Source organism: Methylococcus sp. EFPC2 (assembly GCF_016925495.1).
Lineage (GTDB): Bacteria > Pseudomonadota > Gammaproteobacteria > Methylococcales > Methylococcaceae > EFPC2.
Genome location: NZ_CP070491.1, coordinates 757,674 through 782,448, shown reverse-complemented (window position 1 = coordinate 782,448; position 24,775 = coordinate 757,674). Strand labels below are relative to the sequence as shown.

General features: G+C 61.7%; 16 protein-coding genes. 6 read left to right on the top strand and 10 right to left on the bottom strand.

Annotated elements, in window-relative coordinates:
• Nucleotides 1–13: 13 nt before the first annotated feature.
• The 5 genes from JWZ97_RS03340 to JWZ97_RS03320 all read left to right on the top strand — a co-directional run bounded on the left by JWZ97_RS03340 (nucleotide 14) and on the right by JWZ97_RS03320 (nucleotide 8,673).
• On the top strand, nucleotides 14–946 hold the full coding sequence (locus JWZ97_RS03340; RefSeq protein WP_205433371.1) for a TerB N-terminal domain-containing protein: 933 nt from the start codon (nucleotides 14–16) through the stop codon (nucleotides 944–946).
• Between the two features lie 100 nt (nucleotides 947–1,046).
• The gene (locus JWZ97_RS03335) at nucleotides 1,047–2,171 is read left to right on the top strand and encodes a hypothetical protein (RefSeq protein ID WP_205433370.1); all 1,125 of its coding nucleotides are present in this window, start codon (nucleotides 1,047–1,049) and stop codon (nucleotides 2,169–2,171) included.
• Nucleotides 2,172–3,307: 1,136 nt separating this feature from the next.
• On the top strand, nucleotides 3,308–5,155 hold the full coding sequence (locus tag JWZ97_RS03330; RefSeq protein ID WP_205433369.1) for an ABC transporter ATP-binding protein: 1,848 nt from the start codon (nucleotides 3,308–3,310) through the stop codon (nucleotides 5,153–5,155).
• Between the two features lie 215 nt (nucleotides 5,156–5,370).
• Nucleotides 5,371–8,157: a phosphoenolpyruvate carboxylase gene (gene ppc / locus JWZ97_RS03325; RefSeq protein ID WP_205433368.1), complete on the top strand. Its 2,787-nt coding sequence runs from the start codon at nucleotides 5,371–5,373 to the stop codon at nucleotides 8,155–8,157.
• Nucleotides 8,158–8,265: 108 nt separating this feature from the next.
• Nucleotides 8,266–8,673 (top strand): hypothetical protein, encoded by a 408-nt coding sequence (locus JWZ97_RS03320; protein WP_205433367.1) that lies wholly within the window; start codon nucleotides 8,266–8,268, stop codon nucleotides 8,671–8,673.
• A 77-nt stretch (nucleotides 8,674–8,750) separates the two neighbouring features.
• Here JWZ97_RS03320 and JWZ97_RS20205 read toward each other — a convergent pair whose 3' ends face one another.
• From JWZ97_RS20205 to JWZ97_RS03305, 3 genes are all read right to left on the bottom strand, one after another.
• Complete coding sequence (locus tag JWZ97_RS20205) at nucleotides 8,751–11,504, bottom strand: methyl-accepting chemotaxis protein (RefSeq protein WP_205433366.1); 2,754 nt, start codon at nucleotides 11,502–11,504, stop codon at nucleotides 8,751–8,753.
• 217 nt (nucleotides 11,505–11,721) lie between these two features.
• Nucleotides 11,722–12,348: an isochorismate family cysteine hydrolase YcaC gene (ycaC, locus tag JWZ97_RS03310; protein WP_205433365.1), complete on the bottom strand. Its 627-nt coding sequence runs from the start codon at nucleotides 12,346–12,348 to the stop codon at nucleotides 11,722–11,724.
• Nucleotides 12,349–12,426: 78 nt separating this feature from the next.
• Entirely contained in the window at nucleotides 12,427–13,293 is an 867-nt protein-coding gene (locus JWZ97_RS03305; RefSeq protein ID WP_205433364.1) for a pirin family protein, read from the bottom strand.
• 117 nt (nucleotides 13,294–13,410) lie between these two features.
• Between JWZ97_RS03305 and JWZ97_RS03300 the strand changes: the two genes are divergently transcribed.
• The gene (locus JWZ97_RS03300; protein ID WP_205433363.1) at nucleotides 13,411–14,316 is read left to right on the top strand and encodes a LysR family transcriptional regulator; all 906 of its coding nucleotides are present in this window, start codon (nucleotides 13,411–13,413) and stop codon (nucleotides 14,314–14,316) included.
• 10 nt (nucleotides 14,317–14,326) lie between these two features.
• Here the strand turns inward: JWZ97_RS03300 and JWZ97_RS03295 are convergent, their stop codons facing one another.
• The 7 genes from JWZ97_RS03295 to JWZ97_RS03265 all read right to left on the bottom strand — a co-directional run bounded on the left by JWZ97_RS03295 (nucleotide 14,327) and on the right by JWZ97_RS03265 (nucleotide 24,622).
• Nucleotides 14,327–15,424 carry an adenylate/guanylate cyclase domain-containing protein gene (locus JWZ97_RS03295; RefSeq protein WP_205433362.1) on the bottom strand — a complete coding sequence of 366 codons (1,098 nt, stop codon included), beginning with the start codon at nucleotides 15,422–15,424 and terminating at the stop codon, nucleotides 14,327–14,329.
• Nucleotides 15,425–15,598: 174 nt separating this feature from the next.
• On the bottom strand, nucleotides 15,599–15,937 hold the full coding sequence (locus JWZ97_RS03290; RefSeq protein WP_205433361.1) for a hypothetical protein: 339 nt from the start codon (nucleotides 15,935–15,937) through the stop codon (nucleotides 15,599–15,601).
• A gap of 127 nt (nucleotides 15,938–16,064) precedes the next feature.
• Entirely contained in the window at nucleotides 16,065–17,645 is a 1,581-nt protein-coding gene (locus JWZ97_RS03285; protein ID WP_205433360.1) for an NAD(P)/FAD-dependent oxidoreductase, read from the bottom strand.
• An 80-nt stretch (nucleotides 17,646–17,725) separates the two neighbouring features.
• Entirely contained in the window at nucleotides 17,726–18,571 is an 846-nt protein-coding gene (locus JWZ97_RS03280; RefSeq protein ID WP_205433359.1) for an efflux RND transporter periplasmic adaptor subunit, read from the bottom strand.
• Entirely contained in the window at nucleotides 18,568–20,553 is a 1,986-nt protein-coding gene (locus tag JWZ97_RS03275) for a preprotein translocase subunit SecA (protein WP_205433358.1), read from the bottom strand. The genes JWZ97_RS03280 and JWZ97_RS03275 overlap by 4 nt, the downstream gene beginning before the upstream one ends.
• Nucleotides 20,554–20,556: 3 nt before the next feature.
• The gene (locus JWZ97_RS03270) at nucleotides 20,557–22,704 is read right to left on the bottom strand and encodes a hypothetical protein (RefSeq protein WP_205433357.1); all 2,148 of its coding nucleotides are present in this window, start codon (nucleotides 22,702–22,704) and stop codon (nucleotides 20,557–20,559) included.
• Nucleotides 22,705–22,723: 19 nt separating this feature from the next.
• Nucleotides 22,724–24,622, bottom strand: a complete 1,899-nt coding sequence (locus tag JWZ97_RS03265) for an HlyD family efflux transporter periplasmic adaptor subunit (protein ID WP_205433356.1) — start codon at nucleotides 24,620–24,622, stop codon at nucleotides 22,724–22,726.
• Nucleotides 24,623–24,775 lie beyond the last annotated feature (153 nt).

Sequence of the window (24,775 nt, the reverse complement as noted above, 5' to 3'; positions counted from 1 at the left end):
AAGGGATGGCCCAATGTCATTACTGAATAAACTGATTCCAAGGAAGCAGACTAATCCTGCAATCAACAAGATTCCTCCTTATCGAAAGGAACTCTTATTCATTTCTTATGAAAAGCCGAAGAGCCATGGCTTTGGCCTGCAATTTACCATCTCGATTTCTGAAGCTGGTGACGTCGGTCTCAATCAGGAAGTGCCGGATGATCCAAGCACTATATACGCGGTATTGCCAGCAGTAGACCCACCTTCCCCAGAAAAAGTCGAAAAGCTCTCGTATTTTCCTTCATATAGTGAAATGAATCCAGAACAAAGGGGCTTGTATCTACGATGGCTTTATGATGTTACGAAAGAAATAGATATTGGCTATGTGTTCGTATATTACTATGGGCTTGAACGGCATTTGGTTAATGGAAATTTCGACGCAGCATTTGATGAAATTCAATTATTAAGAAGGCATCATGATAACGGGTCATTTCAAGGGTATAGTGCGTCCGCTCTTGTGCATTCATGTCTATTGCGTAAAAGAGCGGATAAGTTGCAGGAGCTATACTCTACAGGAGAACTTGACTATTTTGGCAACTCAAACCTTCTGATTCTCTATTACAACAATCTAGATATTCTCCCTGATATGATGTTTCAATTAGCCACTCGTCTATCGGGTGTAAATAGACGGTACATCAAACTAAAGCCTGAGTTGTACAAAGAAAAAATTAACGAGGTATTGATAAACAAATTTGGGAATGCTGGTTACCCATTGGCGAAACGATTGACGTTGGATGATGTTGAGGGTATACCCTATCCAATATTCGCCAATATTTCATTTCCTCCCGATGTTCGCACACCACGGTTGCCGAATTTACTGCGGCATGATGCGTTTGCAAATGAAATGGGTGTCATTTTCCAAGAGATTCACGAAGCAGTTAAAAGTGAATCGAAGCGGAAGAGATAAAATGCTTAACAATGCATAAACTCGGACCCAAAAAGCTGCGCTGCGTTCCGCTTTTTGGGGCCGGTTATGGCTGGCGTTAGGCCTACATAAGGAGGGAGTCATGAAGAATGTTATAACAATGCTTCTATTGCTATTTTCGGTAACTGTATTGGCGTTAGACGTAGATATTTCACTTAAATCAGACGGCTCAGATAATCTTAAAATTACTGGCACCACGAATTTACCGGACGGTATTGCGCTAATGGCGACACTTACTAGGCCTGAAAGTGCATATGCAGCACAAGCACAAACAGTAGTAAAAAATGGAATATTTGAAATAGAGCCATTTTCAAAAGGAGATTCAGGTTTAGAGCTTGGAGAATATACAATTGAAATTTCAATGCCTATAGCGAGCCTTCAGCCAAAAGAAACTTTGCCAATAATTGGAAATAGTGGAGAAAACCTGAGAGGAAGCCTAATTAAAAAGAATGTATTTGGCGAAAACGCCGTAAATTTCAAGAGTAAAGTTATTGTTGAAAAAATTGCACACAAAGAAAATTTAGACTATGAGCAATTCAGAAATAAATTCTCAGAAATTGGGCTATGCATGGCCTGTGCAGATAATATTGCACAGTACTATACGAAAAAACCCGATTCCCAGTGCGGAAAGCTTGCAAAGCAAGCACTTGAAGGCAATCCAAGCGCTATTAAAGAAATCAAAGCGTCTCCATCTTACTGTGTTTGGGATTATGAAAAAAATTCAAACGTTGAAAACACTCAAGAGGAAAAAGACAAAATTACAACTACAAAACAGGAGGGGCACGTGTATGAACTTATGCGCCAAGCGGCTGCATATCCTGTGACTGACGTTTCTGCATGTATTGGTGGCGTAAAAATTGCGGCATCAACATATGGCGATCTTCTTCGTCAAGGAGCATTGCAAAGCGATGAATACACAAAGTTTTCAATACAAAATCAGTTTCGATTTGCATTTGAAAATGGTACGCCTGTTGATAAGAACGCGTTCTGGATCATGTTTGAAATGTTAAGAGTTAACAATGCTTCATGGGCTGAAGTGTCTGAGAATGGCGGGAACGATTATTCTCAACAGGTTGCGCTATGGGAGGCAATTACCTGTAAGTTTAATTCCAGTTATGCTGGAATTTCTAAGCGTGGGCCACTTCAGAAAGACGCAGTTGTTAAGCTTGTTGATCTTTTGATTTCAGATCCAAAAAAAGAAAAATAATAAGCATTAACACACTAACAGAAATCAAGCCCGCGTAGGCGGAATAGCGCAGCGTATTCCGCCGAATGTTAACCTTTGCGCAATACGCTTCTCTATTGCGCCGTGCAATAGCTACACTGCCCTCGTTCAATCTTCGGACGTTCGTGAACGGCATGTCTCGGACAGAGTGAACAAACGCTGTGGCCGAAATGCCGGCATTCATAGCCCCCCGTGCGATTATCCGGCAATTGCTTTATCCAGACCATGGATTCATGGCACCTGATTTACACGCTTGCTATCAGGCGCGACCTGAACCTCATCAATCGGCACTGTAACGGGAGTTGGCACCTGACCAAAAATGGCGCCACCACCGGGCGCAGAGGTGAAACCTACTGAGCAACCGGCAATGCCGTTCTGTTAAGCCCTTCTTGCTCCCTCGCCCAGCCGGGGGAGGGCCGGGGTGGGGGCGAGATCATAAGCGCTTGATGGTTTGGATCGCCCCCATCCCATCCTTCCCCCGTCGGGGGAAGGAGCTTAACTAAACGGCATTGCCCCTCTGGGAGAGGGTAAGGGTGAGGGTCTGGACGCCCAATGTTTGCAACGAAGTTATTGAAACATCACGCGCTTTAGCCCTCACCCTGCCCTCTCCCACAATGCCGTTAAGTTAAGCCGTCATTCCGGCATGGATTGCCGGAACCCAGGTTACAGGGAGGTAAAACGCCTCAGCCGTCCGTGGCCTCTGGACCCCCGGCATTCCCTGCCGGGGTGACGATGCGCCTCTTAACTTAACGGCATTGCCCTCTCCCAGAGGGAGAGGGTTCCTTATTTCAACAGCATTGCCCCCTACCCCTCTCCAATCGCAAACGTCGCTTTAGTCGCGACCTTCCAATCGCAAACGTCGCTTGAGTCGCGACCTTCCAATCGCAAACGGTTGCTTGAGTCGCAACCCTTCCCAAAGGTAGAGGGGCTTAACTGGCCGGCATTGCAATTTGCCGCAGGCCCTTTTGGCCGGGCGCGGGAATGTGAGTTCTCAGGGCTCGCGGCAATTGATAAAGTGAAATCATTCACCTCCATCGCCGCGATCTCATTTTATGTATCCACACGCATCGCCCGGCTCCGCCGGCAGGCTCTCCCGGCCCGATTCGGGCCCGGCCCCCATGACAGACGACGAAGAGCCCTTCCGTTTCGACTGGCCTTATATTCGCCGCATCGCGCTGGAACACAAGACCGAACTGGTCCAGGCGCATGTGGTGGCGATATTGTCCGCCCTGGCCGCCGTGCCCGTCCCGCTGCTGATGCCTCTGCTGGTCGACGAGGTGCTGCTGAACAAGCCGGGTGCGACGGTGAACCTGATAAACCGGCTCGCACCGGCCGAATGGCAGGGTCCACCGCTCTACATCCTGATCCTGCTGGCCCTGACCTTGCTGCTGCGGGTCAGCGCGGCACTGCTCAACGTCTGGCAGACCCGGCAATTCACCCTCATCGCCAAGGATATCGCGTTCCGGATACGTTCCCGGCTGATCCACCGTCTGGAACGCATCTCCATGGCCGAGTACGAAAATCTGGGCAGCGGCAAGGTGGTCAGCCATCTGGTCACCGACCTGGACACCCTGGACGGCTTCATCGGCGGCACCATCGCCAAGCTGCTGGTCGCCATCCTTACCCTGGGCGGCACCGCGGCGATATTGCTGTGGATGCACTGGCAACTGGCCTTGTTCATCCTGCTGCTCAACCCACTGGTGGTTTATTTCACCAATGTATTGGGCAAAAAGGTCAAACACCTGAAGAAGCACGAGAACTCGGCCATCGGCATCTTCCAGCAAGCGCTGAGCGAAACCCTGGAAGCCATCCACCAGATCCGCGCCGCCAACCGCGAACGGCACTACATGCATGGCCTCCTGGATGCCGCCGCCGGCATACGGCAACACTCGGCGGCCTTCCAGTGGAAGAGCGACGCCGCGAATCGCATGAGCTTCCTGGTCTTCCTGTTCGGCTTCGACGTGTTCCGCGCCCTGGCCATGTTCATGGTCATCTACTCCGGGCTCACGATAGGCGAAATGATGGCCGTATTCGGCTACCTCTGGTTCATGATGTCGCCGGTGCAGGAGATATTGGGGATCCAGTATGCCTTCCACGGCGCCCGCGCCGCGCTGGAGCGCATCAACCAGTTGCTGCAGCTCAAGCTGGAGCCACGCTATCCGCACCATGCCGACCCTTTCGCCGGCAAGCCGACCGTGGGCATCGCCATACAGGATTTGCATTTCAGCTATCCCAACGGCAAGGAAGTGCTGCGCGGGGTCAACATGGACATCCGTCCGGGCGAGAAAGTCGCGCTGATCGGCGCCAGCGGCGGCGGCAAGTCCACCCTGGTGCAGGCGCTCATTGGCCTCTACCCGCCCAGCGGAGGGATGATCGCTTTCGACGGCGTGGCGATGACCGAAATCGGCCTGGACGTGGTGCGCGAGCATGTGGTCACGGTGCTGCAGCACCCCGCGATCTTCAACGACACGGTACGCGCCAATCTCACGCTGGGCCGGGACCGCGACGACGAGCGACTCTGGCAGGCCCTGGAGATCGCCCAGCTCAAGGAAACCGTCGAAGATTTTCCGCTCGGCCTGGATACCCTGGTCGGCCGCACCGGCATGCGGCTGTCCGGCGGCCAGCGGCAGCGGCTGGCCATCGCCCGCATGATCCTGGCCGAACCCAAGGTGGTCATCCTGGATGAAGCCACCTCGGCCCTGGACAGCGAAACGGAATCGCGTCTGCACCGGGCCATGGCGCATTTCCTGGCCGGCCGCACCACGCTGATCGTGGCGCACCGGCTCAGCGCCATCAAACAGGCCGACAAGGCCTATGTTTTCGAGGACGGCGTGATCTGCGAGGAAGGCCAGCACGATGCGCTGATCGCCGGCGGCGGACTGTATGCACGCCTGTACGGAGAACACGAGCTTCCGGCGGCCTCCTCCGTGACTGCACTCGTTGAGGCGATGGAGGAACCGGCGTGATATCCCGTGCCGACCGCCACCAGCAGCAATCGCCGCCCCGTTTCGGCGTGCCAGGCCCCAACGGCGGCGGAATTTGCCGATCAAAGCACGCACCCTCCGACTTAATCGACCCGATTACGCAATACAGTGCTAACCGTGGCCCTATTCCACTCTACGCCGCGCCTGTTTAGCCTATTCAATGCGCGCAGCAGTTCACACTTAGCCCGGCTTATTCGATGAGCGACGATTACGAACGAGATCTCACATTCCGCATCCGTCAGTTGACTACCTTGTTGACCGGGGTGCTGAAGTCGCAGGCCACGGCCGAAGTATCGGCGGCGATGCGGCAGTTGCAAAAGGCTTTCGCGGACCGCGATCACCGCGACGACGACAGCAAGCGCGCGAAGCTGATGGCCACCGTCGAAGACTTGAGCCCCAGCGCGCTCAGCCAGGTGGTGCGGGCCTACACGCTTTATTTCAGCCTCATCAGCATCGCCGAGGAAACCAGCGGCCTGAGCATACGGCGGCGGGAAGCGGCGCGCGGCGGGCACTTCTGGCCCCATTCCTTCCACGACTCCCTGCTTCAGCTCAAGCACGCGGGCCTGGATAACGAGCAGTTGCAGACCCTGCTGGACCAGTTGCTCTACATGCCCGTGCTCACCGCCCATCCCACCGAGGCGAAGCGGCGCACGCTCAAGAGCGCGCTGCGGGAGGTGTTCCTGACCGTCGAGGACCTGGACGATCCGCGCGTCAAGGGCTACTACCGCACGCAAACCCTGGAGAAGCTGCGCACCCAGATCGAGGTGTTGTGGAAGACCGAAGAGGTCAGGGCCCGGCACATGGGCGTGGAGGACGAAATCGCGGCCGGCCTGTTTTATTTCCCCCTTTCCCTGTTCGAAGCCACGGTCCAGGTATACCGCAATTTCGAGAGCTCCCTGGCCGACGTTTTCGGCGCCAACGAACTGCGGCTGCCGAGTTTCCTGCGCTACGGATCGTGGATAGGCGGCGACCGCGACGGTAATCCCTTCGTCACGCCGGAAATCACCGCCCTGGCGGTGCGCATGCAGGCGCGTACCATCTTGCGCGAATACATCCGGCGACTGGACAACCTCGGCGGGGAGCTTTCCCATTCCTACGGACTCTGCCAACCCAGCGCGGACTTCCTGCAAGCGCTGGAGGCCGACCGGGAATTGCTGGGCCCGACCATCGCGGCGATGGAAAAGCCTTATCTGCAGGAACCCTACCGCCACAAGCTCACGCTGATGAAATTCCGCCTGAAGCTCAAGCTGGAAGAGATCGGACGCACCGTGGACGGCCTGGCGATTGGCGACGACGCCCGAGCCTATACCCATCCCGGCGCCTTCCTGCACGATCTGCAGCTCATCCGCGACTCCCTGCTGGGCCACGGCGATCAGGCCGTCGCGGAACGCGGCCTGCAGGACGCGATCCGGCTGGCGGAAACCTTCGGCTTCCACCTCATGCAACTGGACGTGCGCCAGGAATCCGGGCGCCACAGCGCGGCCGTCGCGGAAATCCTCCGGCACGCATTGGGCCTGGACTACGCCGCCCTGACCGAGGAGCAGCGCCTGATCGTACTGTGCGAGGCCATCGTGCAGCCGGGCGGCATCGTTCACGATCCCGCTACCCTGTCCGAGCCGACCCGGGAAACCTTGCGGGTATTCGCGGTCATGGCGCGGATGCGGCGCGAGATCGGCCCGGAATGTTTCGGCCGCTACGTCATCTCCATGACCCATGCCGCCAGCCACGTGCTGGAAGTGCTGTTCCTGGCCGCGCAGGAAGGGCTGGTCGGCCGCGTGGGCGGTCATTGGCATTGCCAGATCGGCGTCAGCCCGCTGTTCGAGACCATACAAGACCTCGCCCATATCGAGCCGGTGCTGGCCGCCTTGCTCGACACCCCGGTGTACCGCGACCTGCTGGCCGCGTCAGGCAACTGTCAGGAAGTGATGTTAGGCTACTCCGACTCCAGCAAGGACGGCGGCATCCTGGCATCGGCCTGGAATCTGTACCAGGCGCAGAAGAAGATCGTCGCGCTGTCGCAGTCGCGCGGCGTCCAGTGCCGGCTGTTCCACGGGCGCGGCGGCACGGTGGGCCGCGGCGGCGGCCCCACCCACCAGGCCATCCTGGCGCAGCCGCCGGACACCGTGCGCGGACAAATCAAGTTCACCGAGCAGGGCGAGGTCTTGTTCTACCGTTACAACAACATGGAAACCGCAGTCTACGAACTCACCATGGGCGTCACCGGCCTACTCAAGGCCAGCGTAAGCCTGGTACGGCCAACGCCGCCGGACCGCGCCGACGATTTGGCGGTGATGGACGAATTGTCGCGCATCAGCGAGCGGCACTTCCGCGAACTGACCGAGCACACGCCGGGCTTCCTGGACTATTTCTACGAATCCACGCCGGTCAGCGAAATCGGCCTGCTCAACCTCGGCTCGCGGCCCTCACACCGCAAGAAGCAGGACCGTTCCAAGCAATCGGTGCGCGCCATCGCCTGGGTATTCGCCTGGGCCCAGTCGCGGCAGACCTTCCCGGCCTGGTACGGCATAGGGACGGCCCTGGAAACCTGGTGTGCGGGCGACGACAGCCGTCTGGCGCGGCTGCGCGCCCTGTATCGCGACCTGCCGTTTTTCCGCAATTTGCTGAGCAACGCGCAAATGGCCTTGTGCAAGTCCGACATGGCCGTCGCCCACTCCTACGCCGCCCTGTGCGCCGACGCCGAATCGGCGGGACGCGCTTATGGTCTCATCAAGGAGGAACACGAGCGCTGCGTGGACTGGGTGTTGAAGGTGGCCGAGGTGGACAGTCTGATCGCCGACAACCCGTCCCTCGCCGCCTCGCTGCATCGGCGCAATGCCTTGCTGGGGCCGCTCAACACCATCCAGGTCGCCCTGCTCAAGCGGGTGCGTCACGAGCAGGAGGACGGCTCGGAGCAAAGCCCCTGGACCTTGCCCCTGCTGCGCACCATCAACGCCATCGCGGCGGGCATGCGCAATACCGGCTGAGCACCGCGTGCCGCCCGCATCCCCTAAAACTCGCGCGAGACGATAACCCCTACTTGAGGCAGACCCATGTTCGAAGGAAAGAGCGTCCAGATCGGACGGTTGAGCCGGATGGCACGTAACCTACCGGCCGCCCAACGGAAATTGACCCTCCTCGCCCTGGCCGCGGGCGCGATTTGGCTGTTCGGCGATGACCTCCTGCATCTGCTTCTGCACTGGCTGCACCTGGCATTGGAAGTCATCGAAAGCCTGCTGGACGATTTCTTCATAGAGGTCGTCGGCCTTTCGCACCACAGCGGAGAAGTCGCGACCGCTTACACGGGTTTGTCGCTTGCGCTTTATCTTCTGTACAAACTGCTGCGCCGGGTCTATTCGTGGTGGATGAAAGCCAGCGCCGCCTTGCTGGATTATTCCGGTTTGCTGCGGCAAACCCGCCAGGCGCGCTGGGTCGAACGAAACTGGCGGCTCGTCGCCATTGCCACGGCCGCTTCGACGTTCGCCTATTTCTTCATGTTCTGAACCTGGATATCGCCCGCTGCGGGTAATTGCCCGGACTCGCGCGCCGGCGCCGACGCGGGACGGCGAAAGCGCCGCACCTAGCGGGAATGATCGACCGCGGATGATTGGCGCAGATCTGTCGCCGGGGCGTCGAGTAGCGCAAAGCCGTTTGCCCTGAACGCGCGTAGTCCTCGCGACGGCCGCTGCAGAAGGTCATGGGGAAGAACGAGACCGCCCGTCTCCCCGTCGTCGGCGCCAAGACGGAATCGACCCATGGTGTCCGACAGCATCGCGACTTGCGCCTCGAGCGACTTGGCGGCGGCCGCCGCCTCTTCCACCAGGGCGGCATTGTGTTGGGTGACCTCATCCATCCCCGTTACGGTTCTGTTCACGTCCTCGATACCACGGCTCTGTTCCGCCGTGGCTGCGGCAATCTCCGCCATGAAATCGGTGACCCCGCTGACGGAGGCGACGATTTTTTCCATGGTCTGCCCGGTTTCCTCCACCAACTGTGCGCCGTTTTGCACTTTGCCTACGGAATCGCCTATCAATGACTTGATTTCCCTCGCCGCCGCCGCCGAGCGTTGGGCCAGGCTGCGCACCTCGCCCGCGACCACCGCGAAACCGCGCCCCTGTTCTCCGGCGCGAGCGGCCTCCACCGCCGCATTGAGGGCCAGAATGTTGGTCTGGAAAGCGATGCCGTCGATGACGCCGATGATGTCGGCGATCCGCCCCGCACTCTCATTGATCTCCCCCATGGTGGCCACCACGCTGCGCACCATCTGACCGCCCTGGCCCGCCACGTTCGATGCCGCCATCGCCATGGCGTTGGCCTGAGCGGCTCTGTCGGCATTCTGTCGCACGGTCGCCGCCATCCGGTCCATGGTCTCCGCCGTTTTTTGCAGACTGAGGGCCTGCTTTTCGGTGCGCTGCGAAAGATCGGCATTGCCGGCCGCAATTTCCCGGGCGGCGGCTCCGATTGCGTCGGTCGCTTCCTTGATGTGGCCGACGCTGTTCGCCAAATTGTTCACGGAGGTGTTGACGTCATCGCTCAAGCGGGCAAAGGTGCCGCGATGACCGGCCGCGATCTTCTGGCCGAGGTCGTTCCGGGCCAGGGCGGCCAGCACCCTGACCACGTCGTCGATGGGGACCACGATGGCGTCGAGCGTGTCGTTGATGCCCTGTACGATCTTGCGGTACTCGCCGTGCAGCCGGCTTGTATCGGCCCGTACGGCGAGGTCGCCGGCCGTGGCGGCCCGCACCAAATCGTCGGTCTCGACCACCAGAAGCTTGATGTTGTCGATGGCCAGGTTGAGGCTGTCCTTGAGCGTATCGAAATCGCCCCTGAAACCTCCGGTGATCTTCTCGGGCATGTCGCCGCGGGCGATCGATTCGATGTAGCGGGCGGCCAGACTGATCGGCGAGGTCACCGCGTCCAGGGTCTCGTTCACGCCCTGCACGATCTTGGCGTAGTCGCCCTGATGCTTGGAAGCGTCGACGCGGGTGGACAGCTTACCTTCCACGGCGGACCGGGATAGCAACAGGGTATCGGCAATCAAGGCATTGACGTTGTCGATGGCCTGGTTGAGGTTGTGCTTGAGCGTGTTGAACTCGCCGGGATAGGACGCGGTGATTTTGGGCGGGATGTCGCCCCGCCCTATGCGCTGGACATAGTCTGCCGCCATGGCCAGCGGCCCGATCACGGCATCCAGCGTGTCGTTCAAGCCCTGGGTGATCTTGCGGTAATCGCCCTGATGCTGCGAGGGATCGGCACGGCGTTTCAACTCGCCGGCGATCGCCGCCTCGGTTTGTCCGCTGATTTCGGTGATCAGCGATTGCAGCGTACTTTGTATGCCGTTCAATGCATCCAGCATCTGGCCGATTTCGTCATCGCGCCCATAGGATGCGATACCGGACGAAAAATCCCCCCGGGCGATTTGCCGGGCGCGGGCGACACCCACCATCAAGGGCGCCAAGGCCTTTTTCTGGTATCGGTAAAGAAGATACAGCGCGAACAGCGTGATGACGGCGGTGCCGACGTAAGCGCTAAGGCTGAACAGGGCGCGCGCCCGGTAGTAGTCGGTTTGATCCTTGACGCTGACCAGATGCCCGACCGCCAGATGGTCCAGATTCCGGATTGGCTGCATACCGACGGAGTAAACGCGATCCCCGCGCTTGGCGACGACGAAGGCCTTTTCACCCGCCTCCGGCATGTCGACTTCCAGGTCTGCGGGTAGCGATGGGGGCTGGGATTCTCCTCCGGAGAGCACCCGGCTTTCCGACTGATCGAACTGGTTCAATAGATTCAGCGGCGCATCCAGCCGGCTGACGAACAAGGCTGCGCCGACGATTTCATGCTCACGGCCCATTTGCAGGGGGGCGGCCAGGACGTTGACCGGCCGGCCATGGGCATCGGTCGCCAGACTGCTGAGCGGCTGGCCGGTCCGCACGGCCCGTTCGATCAGCGCGGCGTCGGACAGGCCGGGTTGTTCATCGGGAGCGGAAAACACGGCCTTGCCGTTGACGTCGAATATCTGGATGCCGTCGAACCGGCCGGTATCCTTCATCAGTTCGTACGCGGTTCGCGCGCTGTCCTGCAAAGCCGCGCCGTCGTTTTCTTTCAGGGCCTTGCGGATGTTGAAATCCTCTTCGATTTCCTTCATCCCGGCCTTCATGGAATCCGTCTGCTCCAACAAGGCATTCGACCAGAGGACCGACCGATTCTGGTGGACCGCGGCGATCAAATCCTCCTCGGCCCGGTGCGTGGTGACGCTGCCTATCAGGGCCAGCATGCCGGCCAGCAGCGCTACCGTGACGATGACGCCCAGTATGACCTTGTGTCGAATAAGCACCCGCTGACCCCTTATGGAAAATCCTTCACGCCGCCATGGCTTCGAACGCGCGAGTCTAGCGCCTGAGCCATTACAGGATGATGACGCGCAGCGGCGGCCACCCCGACGAAACGCCGTGCGCGTCCGCCGCGACGCCAGACTCAGCGGATCGAATGCGATGCCCGCCGAGTGCATAAGGAGCAAGTTTCCCGTCCGCCCGAGCGGACGGGGACGCGGCTTATTTCGCCGCCTTCAGCGTGGTGTAGCTGGTGATCAGGTTGCGGTAGTCGGGGATGTGGCTGGAGAACAAGGCGCCCAGGCCTTCGACGTCGTTGCGCCAGTCGCGGTGCAGTTCGCAGGCGACCCCAAACCAGGTGATCAACTGGGCGCCCGCCGCCGACACGCGATCCCAGGCGGATTTCCGGGTGAGTTCGTTGAAGGTGCCGGAGGCGTCGGTCACCACGAATACGTCGTAACCTTCTTCCAGAGCCGACAAAGTCGGGAAAGCCACGCAGACCTCGGTGACCACGCCGGCGATGAGGAGCTGCTTCCTGCCCGTGGCCCTGACCGCCTTGACGAAATCTTCGTTGTCCCAGGCATTGATCTGACCCGGCCGGGCGATATACGGTGCATCCGGGAAGGTTTCCTTCAGCTCGGGTACGATGGGTCCATTAGGGCCATCCTCGAAGCTGGTGGTGAGGATGGTCGGCAGCTTGAAATACCTGGCCAGATCGGCCAGGGCCAAGACATTGTTCTTGAACCGGTCGGGCTCGATATCCCGGACCAGGGACAACAGGCCGGCCTGGTGATCGACCAGCAGGACGGCGGCATTGTTCTTGTCGAGACGAACGTAGGGTTTACTCATGCTTAAAACTCCTTTGCTAAGGTTGAGTGGCGCGTAGGCACCGGATTGCCCGGCCGCCCTGAGGCGGCCGGGCGGAAGCTAGCTCTCCATCCGGCCGAAGCGGCCGCCGTTGAAATCGGCGATGGCCTGCTCGATCTCTTCCCGGCTGTTCATCACGAACGGCCCGTAACCGGCGATGGGTTCGTTTATGGGCTCGCCGCTCAGCAGCAGCACCGAGGCGTCGTTGCTGACCTCGACAATCAGGCCGTCCCCGGCCTGATCCAGCACGACCATCTGCGCTTCCCGAGCGACCGTGCCGTCGTTCACCGAAATCGTACCGTGCAGGACGATCAGCGCCGCGTTCCATCCCTCGGGCAACGCCAACTCAAGCGTGCCGCCTTGTGTCAGCCGGATGTCCCAGAGCTGCATGGGCGAGAATGTCCGGGCCGGGCCGGCATGCCCGCCATACTCGCCCGCGATCACGCGCAAGGCTCCGGCGCCGCCGGGCAGATCCACGGTCGGGATGTCGCGGGCCAGGATGGCCTGGTAGCCCGGCGCGGTCATCTTGTCCTTGGCCGGCAAATTCACCCACAGTTGCACCATTTCCAGCGCACCGCCCGATTGCGTGAACGCCTGGGAGTGGAACTCCTCGTGCAGGATGCCGGCGCCCGCCGTCATCCATTGCACGTCGCCGGGGCCGATGACGCCGCCTTGGCCCGTCGAATCGCGGTGCGCCACTTCGCCCTTGTAAACGAGGGTGACCGTCTCGAAGCCGCGATGCGGATGCGGCCCGACTCCGCGCGGCCTGTCGGTGGGCGTGAAATCGGCCGGGCCGGCATAGTCGAGCAGCAGGAAGGGGCTGAGCTGCTTGCCGTGGCTGGAATAGGAAAAAAGGGAACGCACCGGAAAGCCGTCGCCCACCCAGTGGGGGCGGGGCGCGCTGTAAACACCGAGGACTCTTTTCATCTTCATCTCCTGACGTGCGCTTAACTTAAGCGTTGGATAGATGATACTAATGAGACGACGGGATCAGTAGTCGTTACTATTACGCTTCAAAGTCTCATAAATGGAACGATAAGGCCCATGCAAGACCTGAACGATCTCTACTACTACGTCCAGGCGGTGGATCACGGCGGTTTCGCGCCGGCGGGCCGTGCCTTGGGCATGCCTAAGTCCAAGCTCAGCCGCCGCATCGCGCTGCTGGAAGAGCGGCTGGGTGTGCGTTTGATCCAGCGATCGACCCGTCGGTTCGCCGTGACCGAAATCGGCCGCAGCTACTACGAACACTGCAAGGCCATGCTGGTGGAGGCGGAAGCGGCCCAGGCGGCGGTTGAGATGACGCGTGCGGAACCTCGCGGCACCGTCCGCGTGACCTGCCCGATCGCCTTGCTGCACGCCCACGTCGGCACGATGTTGGCCGATTTCATGGCCGAGCATCCCCATATCACGGTGCATCTGGAAGCGACCAATCGCCGCGTCGACCCGGTGGGCGAAGCCATCGACGTCGCCATCCGGGTGCGGCCGCCGCCGCTGCAGGACAGCGACCTGGTGATGCGCGTACTGGCCGACCGTGGCCAATGCCTGGTCGCCGGTCCGGCGTTGATCGGGCGTCTGGGCGTACCGCAAACACCCGCCGACCTGGCGGAATGGCCCAGCCTGGGGCTGGGCGATCCGCAGCAGGAATATGTCTGGAATCTGTTCGGACCCGACGGAGCGCAGGCCGCGATCCACCATAGGCCGCGTTATGTCACCGGCGACATGATCGCCCTGTGCGGCGCGGCACTCGCCGGCGTCGGCATCGTGCAACTGCCGGTGATGATGGTGCGCGACCGGTTGGCGGAGAATACGCTGGTTCGGCTGCTGCCGGACTGGGCGCCGCGGCGGGAAATCATCCATGCCGTATTCCCGTCCCGACGCGGCCTGCTGCCCGCCGTGCGGGCGCTGCTCGATTTTCTGGCCGGGCGTTTTTCGGCGCTGGACGAAGACTAGGCGTGAAGGTTTACGCCCATGCGCGGCTCAGTTGGCTGTCGACGAACTGCTTGATGACTTGCTGGCCTTCCATGTCGATGTCGGTAAATTCCATCCGGCAGCGGTAGCCTTCGTTCTCCTTGTCCGGTGGCGCGACGATGCGCGCGTACACATCGCGGGTCAGGTCGCCGAGCAGTTGGAGCGAGAGCGCCATCTTGATCTCGCCTCGAGTCTCCAGAGGCACGGGACTGATCATACCCAGGCCGTGATAGCCCAAATCCACCACTTGCCCCCGATGGACGGGCGCAAGCACGCTTTTCTGCTGCAGGCGCTGGAAATGGCAAGGCATGCGGATGGCGACCCGCGGGCTTTTGCGCAGTTCGCAACGGGGCACCGTCCTGTGCTCGGGGCGTTGCATACCCAACAGTTCGTAAACCGTGATCGTCTCCGAACGTCCTTTGACCTGCAGCGCAATGGGCTCGCCGACCATCACGTCACCCCGCGCGGCGGCGTAGGAGTTTTCGCTGATGAGGATCTGCCCTCGCATGCTCTGAGCCTCTATGCGCGCGGCCAGGTTCACTTCGGAGCCGATCACGGTGTATTCCCGATGCCAGTCCGCGCCTATCAATCCGGCGAACACATTCCCGCTGTTGACGCCTATCCCCATGTAGATCGGCGGAAGGTTCCTCGCCTGCCTCTCCTGATTGGCCCGCGCCATGGCTTGCTGCATCTCCACTGCGCAACTCAACGCCCGTTGGACATGGTCTTGCTGAGCCGTCGGGGCGCCAAACAAGACCATGATGCCGTCGCCCATCAGCTTATCGATGCTACCCCCGTGCCGCGCGATGATTTCCGACATCATCGCCACGTGACCGTTGAGCATCTCGAACATGACGTCGGCGGGATAGCGTTCCGACAGCGTCGTGTAGCCTCGTATGTCCGCCATCACGATGGTGATGGCGCGCCAATCGGGTGCCAGTGCTTCGCCGCGGCCATGCTCCAGGATGCGCTGAATACGGTGCCGAAGTTGGCGTTGCTGTGTGGCCGCGAGCGTTTGCGGAAGGCTGAGCTGAATTTCCAGCATGAGGCGTTCAACGACGCGGAGTATCGCTTGTTGCCCTTCGTCCATACCTGCTTCCTCCTGATGGGGCCCATGCCCGCGCCGACTGTAAACGCCTCATTCTAATCGTGTCGCGACCCGCCAAGGCAAGCTGGCGTCCAGGTCGGCCGGCTGCCTGCAAAAATCATAGCGCGGCAAGGGGTAAGGCCGTGGTACCGATCTCCGTCGCCAGCCTGACAGCGTTTATTGTGGCCCGAATTGCGAGAGTTCCTTGATTTTGAGATCTAGCAGTTTGATGGACGGATGCTGTGGGGTATAGCTTTTCAATAAGCGCCGGCGCTCGCTGAAGAGCGCCGAAAGCCGGGCACTCTGGTCTTGCTCGTTCGAGGGATGTGCATCGGCGACGGCGGAGCTGCGCTCCGCATGGAATTGCCTCACCTCGCGCTCCAATTGCGCGACGCGCTTTTCCAGTGCCAAGCTTTCTTCCCTCGATGCAGGCAGCGCGCATCCGCTCAGCAGGAGCACACAGATGCAAAATCGGGAGACCGCTTTAATGCGGCAAAATGAATCGCGACGCTTCATGACGATCGGGGCGAACAGGATAAGAGACCCGTGTGACAGGCTTGTTGCGGGAAATGCGAGGCCGCACGGGTCGTCGAGCCACGCTCCGCGACCCCGCCATTTCATTCGGCCGGCCGCCCATGTCGCTTCATTTTTTCAGATCGGCCAGTATCTGCTGAGCCGCATCGATACCCGACAGCGCCGCGCCTTCCATGAACCCCTGCCACTCGTAGAAGGAGTTGGCATGTTCTCCGGCAAAATAGACGTTGCCGATCGGTTTTCCTTCATTGCCGGCGATGGTCGTGAACTGCCCTGGCCTGTAGCAGGTGTAGCTACCTTGCGCCAAGGGGTTCGATGGCCAGTGCTCCAGGTGCGCGAGGTACGCGTTGTCGGCGAGCCGGCTGGCGGTAGCGGATGCCCCCGGATAGACCCCGTCGAGATCGTTCAGGAAGCGGGCGACCTCGATCTGCGGAGCGGCCGGGTCCAGGCTCGCGCCCAGGTCGCCGCCGGTGTAGTCGGTCAGCACGGCATGCTCGGCCGTGGCCAGCGTGGGGTTGGTCTCCCAGGTGCTTTGCAGATGGGCCAGATCCGCATAGGAGGCGCCATCGCCTCCCAAACCGCGCCATGACGGTCCATCGAAGCCGACCATCAGCTTGGCATTGCTGCCATAGCCGAGTTGATGGATGGCATCGAGCTTCCACTGCGGAAAACCCAGGCTCGCATCCAGTTCGACTTCGCGCAGCGTCGTGAAGGGAACGGCGATGACCACGGCATCGAAAGCCTGGGAGACCGTTTTCGAGCCGGTGTCGAAGCTCAATTCGACCCGGCCGCCGGCCGTCTTGCGGACACGGAGGAGCTTCATGCCGAGATTGACCTGTCCCCCCAGCCGGCCGAGCAGACCCGAGACGACCTGGTCGTTGCCGCCGACGATGTGGTAACGCTCGTCGCTGAACACCCCGAACGGCGTGAATTTGGAGCGCTTGTCGGCATGGATGAACAGCAGCAGGTTCAAGGCGCTTTGCTGATCGGCCTCCAGCCCGTACTCGATGTTGTAGATGACGCTGATGAGCTTGTTGAGCAGAGGGCTCGCGCCGCGGCTATCGAGGTATTCCGCGATGCTCAGATTATCGATCCCGACGTCATAGGGATTGTGGCTGTCGGCGGTGGGCCCGTTGGACAACCGGGTCAAATCGGCCCGCATGGACCCGACGAATGCGCGGTACTCCTCGACCACCGTGGACTCGGGGATAGCTTGACCGTCGAAGAAGTAAACGACATCCCCCGGCTGTTTCGACAAGTCCTCCACTTGCAGGCCGAATTCCTGAACATAGCCGAGCATGGTCTTGCCGAGATTGTCGATCAATTCCCCGCCCCGTTCCGCGACCTGGCCGGGAAAAACATGGGGCAGCGACCAGCAGCGTCCGCCCGCACGCTCCCCGGCATCGAAAATCTGGGCTGTGAGGCCTTTCTTCTGCAAGGCATAGGCGCAGGAAAGCCCGGCCAGGCCGGCGCCGACGATACCGACGCTTGCGCTCACCGGCTGTGCCGCGAGTTCCCAGCGTCCCGGCACCATCAGGGTTCCCGCCGCCACACCGGCCATCTTCATGAACCGTCGGCGGTCCGCCCGGCACTGTTCCAGGGCCTCCAGCCCGGGCATGCCGCGCCGCTCGGCGAGATCCGCGACGCGCAGGGTTTGCATCAGTCGGGCGAACGATTTTGAGTGTGCCATGGCGATACTCCGTTTTCTGTAAGCTGTAACGCTTGGAAGCGCGAAAATGGCGCGCCGAGGGGGCTGCTCCCCGTCCGCACTCAGCGGGACGGGGTCGATTCGCCGGTCAGAAAGCGGATGTCGCAGCGCACGCCCGCCGGCACCTGGTGTTGCGGGTTGGGAAGCTCCAGGCGGATCCCAAAAGTTCCGCTCGCCGCATCGATGACCGTATCCACGATGCTGACCCGCGCCACATGCTTGCCGCCGACCGGTTCTTCCGGCCGCACCTCGCCCATCATGCCCTCGCGGATGGTGCCGTAGAGCGACAACGGCGCAATCACCTCGACATTGAGCGGATCGTCCTGCGCGATCTTCAGCACGGGCTGGTCCTCGACATATTCGCCCGGCGCCTTGTATCGCTTGACCACGACGCCGTCTATCGTGCTCGCCAGGGAGCGCTGTTTCAGCAGTTCGCTAGCGCGCTCCAGTTCCAGATGGGCGATTTGCTTGTCTTCCCTCGCCTTCTTGAGCTCGTATTCGGCGACGATTTTTTTGGTCTCCGCCTCGTCCGCTTCGGACAGGGGAACCATCTGCGTCTTGAACAATTCGCTGGTACGGCCATGCACCCGGGCATTCAGGTTAAGACGCGCCTGCGAGGCGTTGATCTCGCTGTTCAGCTCGGCCTGGGCGCGGGCCAGCTTGACGTTGGCCTCCTCGACGCCGGATTTCAGCTTCGCCAACACCTGGTTCTTGCTGACCCGTGCGCCGCGCTCCACCAGTATCTCGTCCAGCACGCCGGGCACCGGACTGCTCAATTCCACCGTCATCTTGGGTTCGATCACGCAATCGAGGCCCTTGGCATCCAGCGCAAAAGCCGGCCAGGCACCCGCCATCCACAGGCAGGCCACGGCCGCCCCGTTGCGTTTACCGCTCCACATCATCGTCATTCCGAAGTTCCCGAAAAAGCCAATAGATTTCTACGCTGCTCGTCCATCTTGAGCATGCCGCGCCGTATCCTGGAATGCGATTTCTCGGCGGCGTCCTGCGCCGAACGCATCAGCCAGCGGGCCGGTCGGGCGTCGTTGGCGCGCAGCGATCTCGCCACCAGTTTCCGCAGCAGCGCCCGGCCGTAGACCCGGACCAGTTCGTCGTCCAGCGCCAGCAGCATTTCATAACTGCCGGGATCGCCCTGGCGGGCGCCACGCCCGAACAACTGCCGGTCAATCCGGCCGGATTCGTGGATTTCCGTCGCGATCACATGCAATCCACCCAGTTCGACCACCCCGGCGGCCAGCTTGATATCGGTGCCGCGGCCCGCCATGTTGGTGGCGACCACGATGCTGCCGCGCTCCCCCGCGGCGGCGATGAGATCGGCCTCGTGGGCATCCTGGCGGGCGTTGAGCACCTGGTGCGGAAGTTTCCTGGCAATCAGCAGCCCGCTGAGGTGTTCGGACGCGGCGACCGAACGGGTGCCGACCAGCACCGGCCGGCCCCGGGCATGAATCTCGGCGATGCGCTCGACGATGGCCTGCCATTTCTCGGGGGCCGTCGGAAACACGCGTACGGGGTGAGCGACGCGCCGTATCGGCCGATGCGTGGGCACGCGCACCACGTTCAGCCCGTACACCGCCCACAGTTCGCCGGCGACCTCCTTGGCCGTGCCGGTCATCCCGGCCAGGCGGAGGTAGCGGCGGAAGAATTGCTGGTAACTGATCTTGGCCAGCGTTTCCTTGCGGCTGGTCAGCGCGCAGCCCTCCTTGGCCTCGATGAGCTGATGCAGGCCGCGCTCCCAGGAGCGGTCCGCCATGACGCGGCCGGTGAACTCGTCGACGATCTGTACCTTGCCGTCGGCGATGATGTAATGCCGGTCGCGCACGAACAGATGCAGGGCGCTCAAGGCCTGCACGACCAATTCCCGCTGCCTGCGCTTGCCGCGCCATATCCCGCCCAGCGACGCGGCCCGTTCGGCGACGCGCGTCTTGCCGTAAGGCGTCAGTTCGACGGTCCGCGCCCGTTCCATGAGCATGAAATCCTGTCCTTCCTGCAGGCCGCCCGCCAGTTCCAGCGCTTCCTGGTAGAGGCGCTGCTCGTCGAGCGCCGATTTTTCCTGGGAGATGATCAGCGGGGTGCGCGCCTCGTCGATGAACACGCTGTCGGCCTCGTCGACGATGGCGTAACACAGGCCCCGCAGCAACAAGGCCTTGTCCCGCTCGCGCTCCCGGCCCAAGCGTTCCATCTGCAATTGCAGCCGGCTGTAGGAACGACCCAGGGTCAAGCGGTCCTTGAGATAATCGAAAACCAGCTGGTTGCTGGTGCAATAGGTGATGTCGCAGGCATAGGCCTGTTGACGGGCGGGGCCGTCGAGCTCCTGGGTAATCGCGCCCACCGTCAGGCCCAGCGCCCGGCACAGGGGCTCGGCCCAGTTCGCGTCGCGCTTCACCAGATAGTCGTTGACCGTCACGATGTGCACGGGCACCCCGGCCAGCGCCGCGGTGCAGGCCGGCAGGGTGGCGGTCAGGGTTTTGCCCTCGCCGGTTTCCATTTCCGCGATCAGACCGTTGAGCATCAGCCAGCCGCCCATGACCTGCACGTCGAAATGCCGCAGCCCCAAGGTGCGGCGCGAGACTTCGCGGATCAGCGCGAACGCCCGGGCGACCACGTCGTCGCGTAAGCCATGGCGCACCAGATCGAAACGCACGCCGCGCAGTTTTTCCTCCAGCGCCGGGGAGGCGAGCGGAGCGACATCCGCCTCATGCCGATTCACCTCCGCCACGAAGCGATCCAAGCCGGAGATCCGGCCATAACGCCGCTGTCGCACCCAACCGACCGCCCCGTGGGCGAGGCGCTCCAGCACGCTGCGCTCGGACACCGGACGCTCGGGATAATGCCCCAAAGTAAGGCCCGGGCTCGGCAGCAGGATCTCGTGCATGGCTCAGACGCTGAACTTGCTGAGGAACAACTGCCGCAGTTTGCGATAAGCCTGCCAGGCCAGCGGTTCGCTGCCGTGATCGAAGCGCACGTAGACGCGGCCGCCCAGGTTGCGCAGCGCGCTCTGCTCGGGCAGGGCGATGTCGAACTGGAAGACGGTCTCGAAGGCCTTGGCGCCCTGCTTGTCCGACGGATCGACCGCGATTTCGCCCCCGCCCCCCTGCCCCAGGGCCGTGCTCGGCAGCTTGTCGGAGGCCGCCGGCACTTCGCGCTCTATCCGCCCCGGGTAGATGCGCGTCACGTCCTCCGCCAACCGCAGCTCCACGCTCTCGACGCGTTGGCGCATCAAGCCGATGCGGTCCTGGGTCACCACGGCCCGCACCGTGGCCACGGGATGACCCACCACGTAGGCGATCGATTCACCCTGCTTGAACCACTTGTCGATCAAATCCTCGGCCTTGGGCACAACGAGCACGCCGTCCTCGTGGCTGCGTATCGTCAGATTGGCCACCCGCTCGCGGGCCCGTTCCAACTCGGCGTTCACCGAGGCCAGTTCCTCGCGGATCAACTGGGCCTTGCCGTAATCCTCGCGCCATTCGGCGTTATAGCGGGCTTCGAGTTCGCGCTGACGGTATTCGAGCACCGCCAGCTGCCGGGCAAGCAAGGGATCCTCGGTTTCGAACAAGGCGTCGCCGCTCTTGACGCGACTGTTCGGCGCCACCAAAAGGCGCCGCACGAAACCGGCCGTCTCGGCGCGCACATGGGCCTTGTCCGGCAACCACACCACGCCCTCGGACTGCGTGTGTAGCGGAAACGGTGCGCCGAACAGGAGCAGAACCGCGGCCAGCAACAGGCCGGCGGTGACCGAGATCGCCCGCGCCCGTTTTTTTTCGATGGCCGGGCTGTTCAACAGGAAATGGATGTTCTTGCCCAACGGCACGGCGACCATGGTCGCCACCGCCCAGATGGCCAGAACGATACCGACCACGAAGAATTTGCCGGCGATGAAGAGGATGATGCTGAAGGTGACGAACAAGCGATAGGCGAACGACGCGACGCCGTAGACGGTCAGCCAGATGCGCTCGCCCTCCGTTCCGACATTCGACTTGGCGTCGTGCAGCCCGAACAGATAACGCTGCGCGAGATAGGCGAGATATTGGTTGGAGCGGCTGGCCAGGTTGGGGAGTTCGACCGCGTCCGCGAAAATGTAGTACCCGTCGAAACGCAACAGCGGATTGCCGTTGAAAAACAGCGTGGACACGCTGCCGATCAGGATGACGTTGAAGGCAACCGAGCGTACCAGACCCGGTTCGACGTTCAGCCAGACGAACAGTGCCAGCGAGGCGATGAACAACTCCACCAGCATGCCGGCGGCGCCGACCACCATGCGCCGGCGCTTGTCGCGGAAGGCCGAGGCGGCCGAGGCATCGACATAGGGCACCGGCATGAGGACGATGAGCATCACCCCCAGCTCGTGGACTTCCCCGCCCCAGACCTTGGTGGAAAAGGCATGGCCCAGCTCGTGCAGGCCCTTGATGAGGGGATAGACCAGAAACAGGATGAGCAAATTGCTGGGCGCCAGCACGCGGTCGGCCGCGTTCTGGGTGAGTTCGTTCCAGTGGGACGCGCCCAGCACGACCGCAGACCCCACCACGAGCAGCCACAACAGCGCACCGAATCCGCCGAACAGGGGACGCACCAGAAACTCCCAGCGCGTCAGGAAATGGTCCGGATCGATCAGGGGAAAACGCAGCGACAGCGGGCTCCACAGCCTTTGCAGCCATTTCTGCCGTTCCTGCCGGAGGAAGCGCCGGAACAACTCCAGGTTGTCCGGCGTGACGTCGCACAGCAGGAGGTCGCCGGCGTGCAACTGGCCGAGCAGACGGATCATTTCTTCCTGAGTGGGGGCGTCATCACCCAAGTGTTCCGTCGTCAGGGTCCAGATCGTCTGCAGTGTGCGCTGGCCGTCCATGAGCGAAATGACGTAGTGGGCGGCCGGCGTGAAGCGATGATAACGACCGGCGAGCGTGTCCTGCAGCACATACCAGAGCTGCCCGCGGTAATGGTGGCGATGGACCCGGGCATGACTGCGCAAGCGCGGCTGCAGCGACGCCACCCGGTACCAGGAAGGGCTGAACAGCGATTCGCTCATGACGACACCCGCCGACGCATCAAGGCCAGAAGCTCCAGAACCACAGCCGCAGCCAGTCGGTCAGGGTGTGGGTCCAGATCCAGATCAGCTTGCGTTCGCCGATCCCGATCTTGCCGACGCCCTTCATGCCGGGCGTCAGAAAGGACGGGGTACGGTCCAGCCGGGCCTCCACGCGGAAGAAATTTCGCCCTTCGCGCGACTCGGAAACCGGGGTGATTTTTTGCACCGCGAAAGGCAACAGCGCCGACGACTCTCCGGTCAGCACCAGTTCGCCGCGCTGCCCGGCGCGGACGTCTTTCATGTCCGCCTCGTCCACCTCCAGGATGACCCGGTAGGCGTCCAGCGGCGCCACCTCGAACAGCACGTCGCCGCGCGCGACCGGCGAACCCAGCGCCTGGCTCAGGTCGCCGCTGACCACCAGGCCGTCCAGCGGCGCCGTGACCCGGCTGCGCGTGAGTTGTTCATCGACCAGCGCCAGTTCGGCCTCGGCCTGGCCGACCTGCGCCTTGAGCACGCTCACATCGGCCCAGCCGGACTTGGCCAGCGCGTCGCGGTATTGGCGCAGGTATTGTTCGCGCTGACTGGACCACTTCATGCGCTCGAGCTGCAAGTCGCGGTCGTCCATGCGCGCCATCAGATCGCCCTGCTTCACCACGTCGCCGGCGCGGACCGGGGCCTCCACCACATAACCGTCCAGCGGAGCGGCCACCACGCGCTGGATCGCCCCCTCGATCTTGGTATCCGCCGCCACCCGGTAATCGCCGGTGGCGACGCTGAAAAACAGGACGGCCAACAGGCTCAGTCCCGCGCCCAGCTTCAGGCCCACATGGCCGGGGCCGATCAGGTGTTCCAGTTGGGTCTTGGCGGAATACCCGATCTTGACCGCGAGCCAGCGGTCGTCGCGCAGCCTGTCCTCCAGGATCGGCCCGGCCATGGACGCCACGGCCTCGCACAGCTCCACGGTATCCGCGTCGAAGGGCCGGTCGGCCGGACGCTCCAGGGTGAGGCCACCGATCACCTTGCCATTGCGGCTGATCGGCACCGTGCAGATGGCGCAGTGCCCGGACTCCTCGGACAAGAGGACCTGGCATTGGGTCAGGCGCAGCGCGTCGTCTTTCAGCGCGGGATAAACCAGCGTCGTGCGCTGATCCATGGCCTCGTCCATGGCGGAACCGATGCGTTCGATCAGGCTGGATTTGCTGGAAAAACTGGCGCTGTGCGACAAGGCGCGCACCCGGATGTTGCGGCCGGAGAGAAATCCGATGCTGACCCGCTCGCAGCCCAGGGCGGTGGCCATTTCGGTGACCAGGGCGGTGGCCGCATCCTGGAAATGTTCGCCCTCGACACAGGTGGCCAGCCAGTCCAGCACGGTCGCCAGACGCCGGTTCTGCGGGGATATTTGCCGCGTCTGTTCGCGGCGCAGCCGCGTTTCCAGCCAGGCCGCGCCCCATTGCAGTTGGCGCATCGCCGCGCGCAGCGCGGTTTCGGGTCGCGCCGTCAACTCCACGGCGACCACGCCGTACAACCGGCCGTCGATGAGGAAGGGAAACGCGATATGGCAGAAATCGCCGCGCGCATCCGTGGCGCCCTGGCGGGTATCCCGCAATATCCCCCGGCGTTCCTGGATCGCCAGTTCGGCCGCCGTGGTCAGGCCGAGGTTGCCGCCCTTCCCTTCCGGCCAGAACGACACCGGCGCGTAGGGCCCCTGGTCAGCCTCACCCAGCACGATGACGCCTCTCGAGGCGCCGGGAATCTGCGTGCATTGCAATATCAGCCAGCATTTGGCGAACACTTCGCGCGAACTGGCATCCTGCATCTGCCGCCAAACGGCCTGATCGAGGTAAGTGGGCGCGTCGTCAGCAGACCCGGCCGCCCCTACCGACCTGACTGGCGCAACGCCGGCCGACCCTTGTTCCACTATGACACCCGATTATTCTTGAGGGTTAGCCCCGCAGGCGCAGGGCATCCGAGGATTTCTTTATCCGGGAGGTCAGCTTACGGGTCGGGTCGAGACGCATCCGCCGAAAAAAGTCCTTCCACGGGTTCAGAGTAAAGGCCGGGCCAGGAAATA

Bases quoted from the DNA above. Each gene is read 5' to 3' on its own strand.
- JWZ97_RS03340 (WP_205433371.1), top strand. From the start codon at position 14: ATGTCATTACTGAATAAACTGATTCCAAGGAAGCAGACTAATCCTGCA.
- JWZ97_RS03335 (WP_205433370.1), top strand. From the start codon at position 1,047: ATGAAGAATGTTATAACAATGCTTCTATTGCTATTTTCGGTAACTGTA.
- JWZ97_RS03330 (WP_205433369.1), top strand. From the start codon at position 3,308: ATGACAGACGACGAAGAGCCCTTCCGTTTCGACTGGCCTTATATTCGC.
- ppc (WP_205433368.1), top strand. From the start codon at position 5,371: ATGAGCGACGATTACGAACGAGATCTCACATTCCGCATCCGTCAGTTG.
- JWZ97_RS03320 (WP_205433367.1), top strand. From the start codon at position 8,266: ATGGCACGTAACCTACCGGCCGCCCAACGGAAATTGACCCTCCTCGCC.
- ycaC (WP_205433365.1), bottom strand. From the start codon at position 12,348: ATGAGTAAACCCTACGTTCGTCTCGACAAGAACAATGCCGCCGTCCTG.
- JWZ97_RS03305 (WP_205433364.1), bottom strand. From the start codon at position 13,293: ATGAAAAGAGTCCTCGGTGTTTACAGCGCGCCCCGCCCCCACTGGGTG.
- JWZ97_RS03300 (WP_205433363.1), top strand. From the start codon at position 13,411: ATGCAAGACCTGAACGATCTCTACTACTACGTCCAGGCGGTGGATCAC.
- JWZ97_RS03295 (WP_205433362.1), bottom strand. From the start codon at position 15,424: ATGGACGAAGGGCAACAAGCGATACTCCGCGTCGTTGAACGCCTCATG.
- JWZ97_RS03290 (WP_205433361.1), bottom strand. From the start codon at position 15,937: ATGAAGCGTCGCGATTCATTTTGCCGCATTAAAGCGGTCTCCCGATTT.
- JWZ97_RS03285 (WP_205433360.1), bottom strand. From the start codon at position 17,645: ATGGCACACTCAAAATCGTTCGCCCGACTGATGCAAACCCTGCGCGTC.
- JWZ97_RS03280 (WP_205433359.1), bottom strand. From the start codon at position 18,571: ATGACGATGATGTGGAGCGGTAAACGCAACGGGGCGGCCGTGGCCTGC.
- JWZ97_RS03275 (WP_205433358.1), bottom strand. From the start codon at position 20,553: ATGCACGAGATCCTGCTGCCGAGCCCGGGCCTTACTTTGGGGCATTAT.
- JWZ97_RS03270 (WP_205433357.1), bottom strand. From the start codon at position 22,704: ATGAGCGAATCGCTGTTCAGCCCTTCCTGGTACCGGGTGGCGTCGCTG.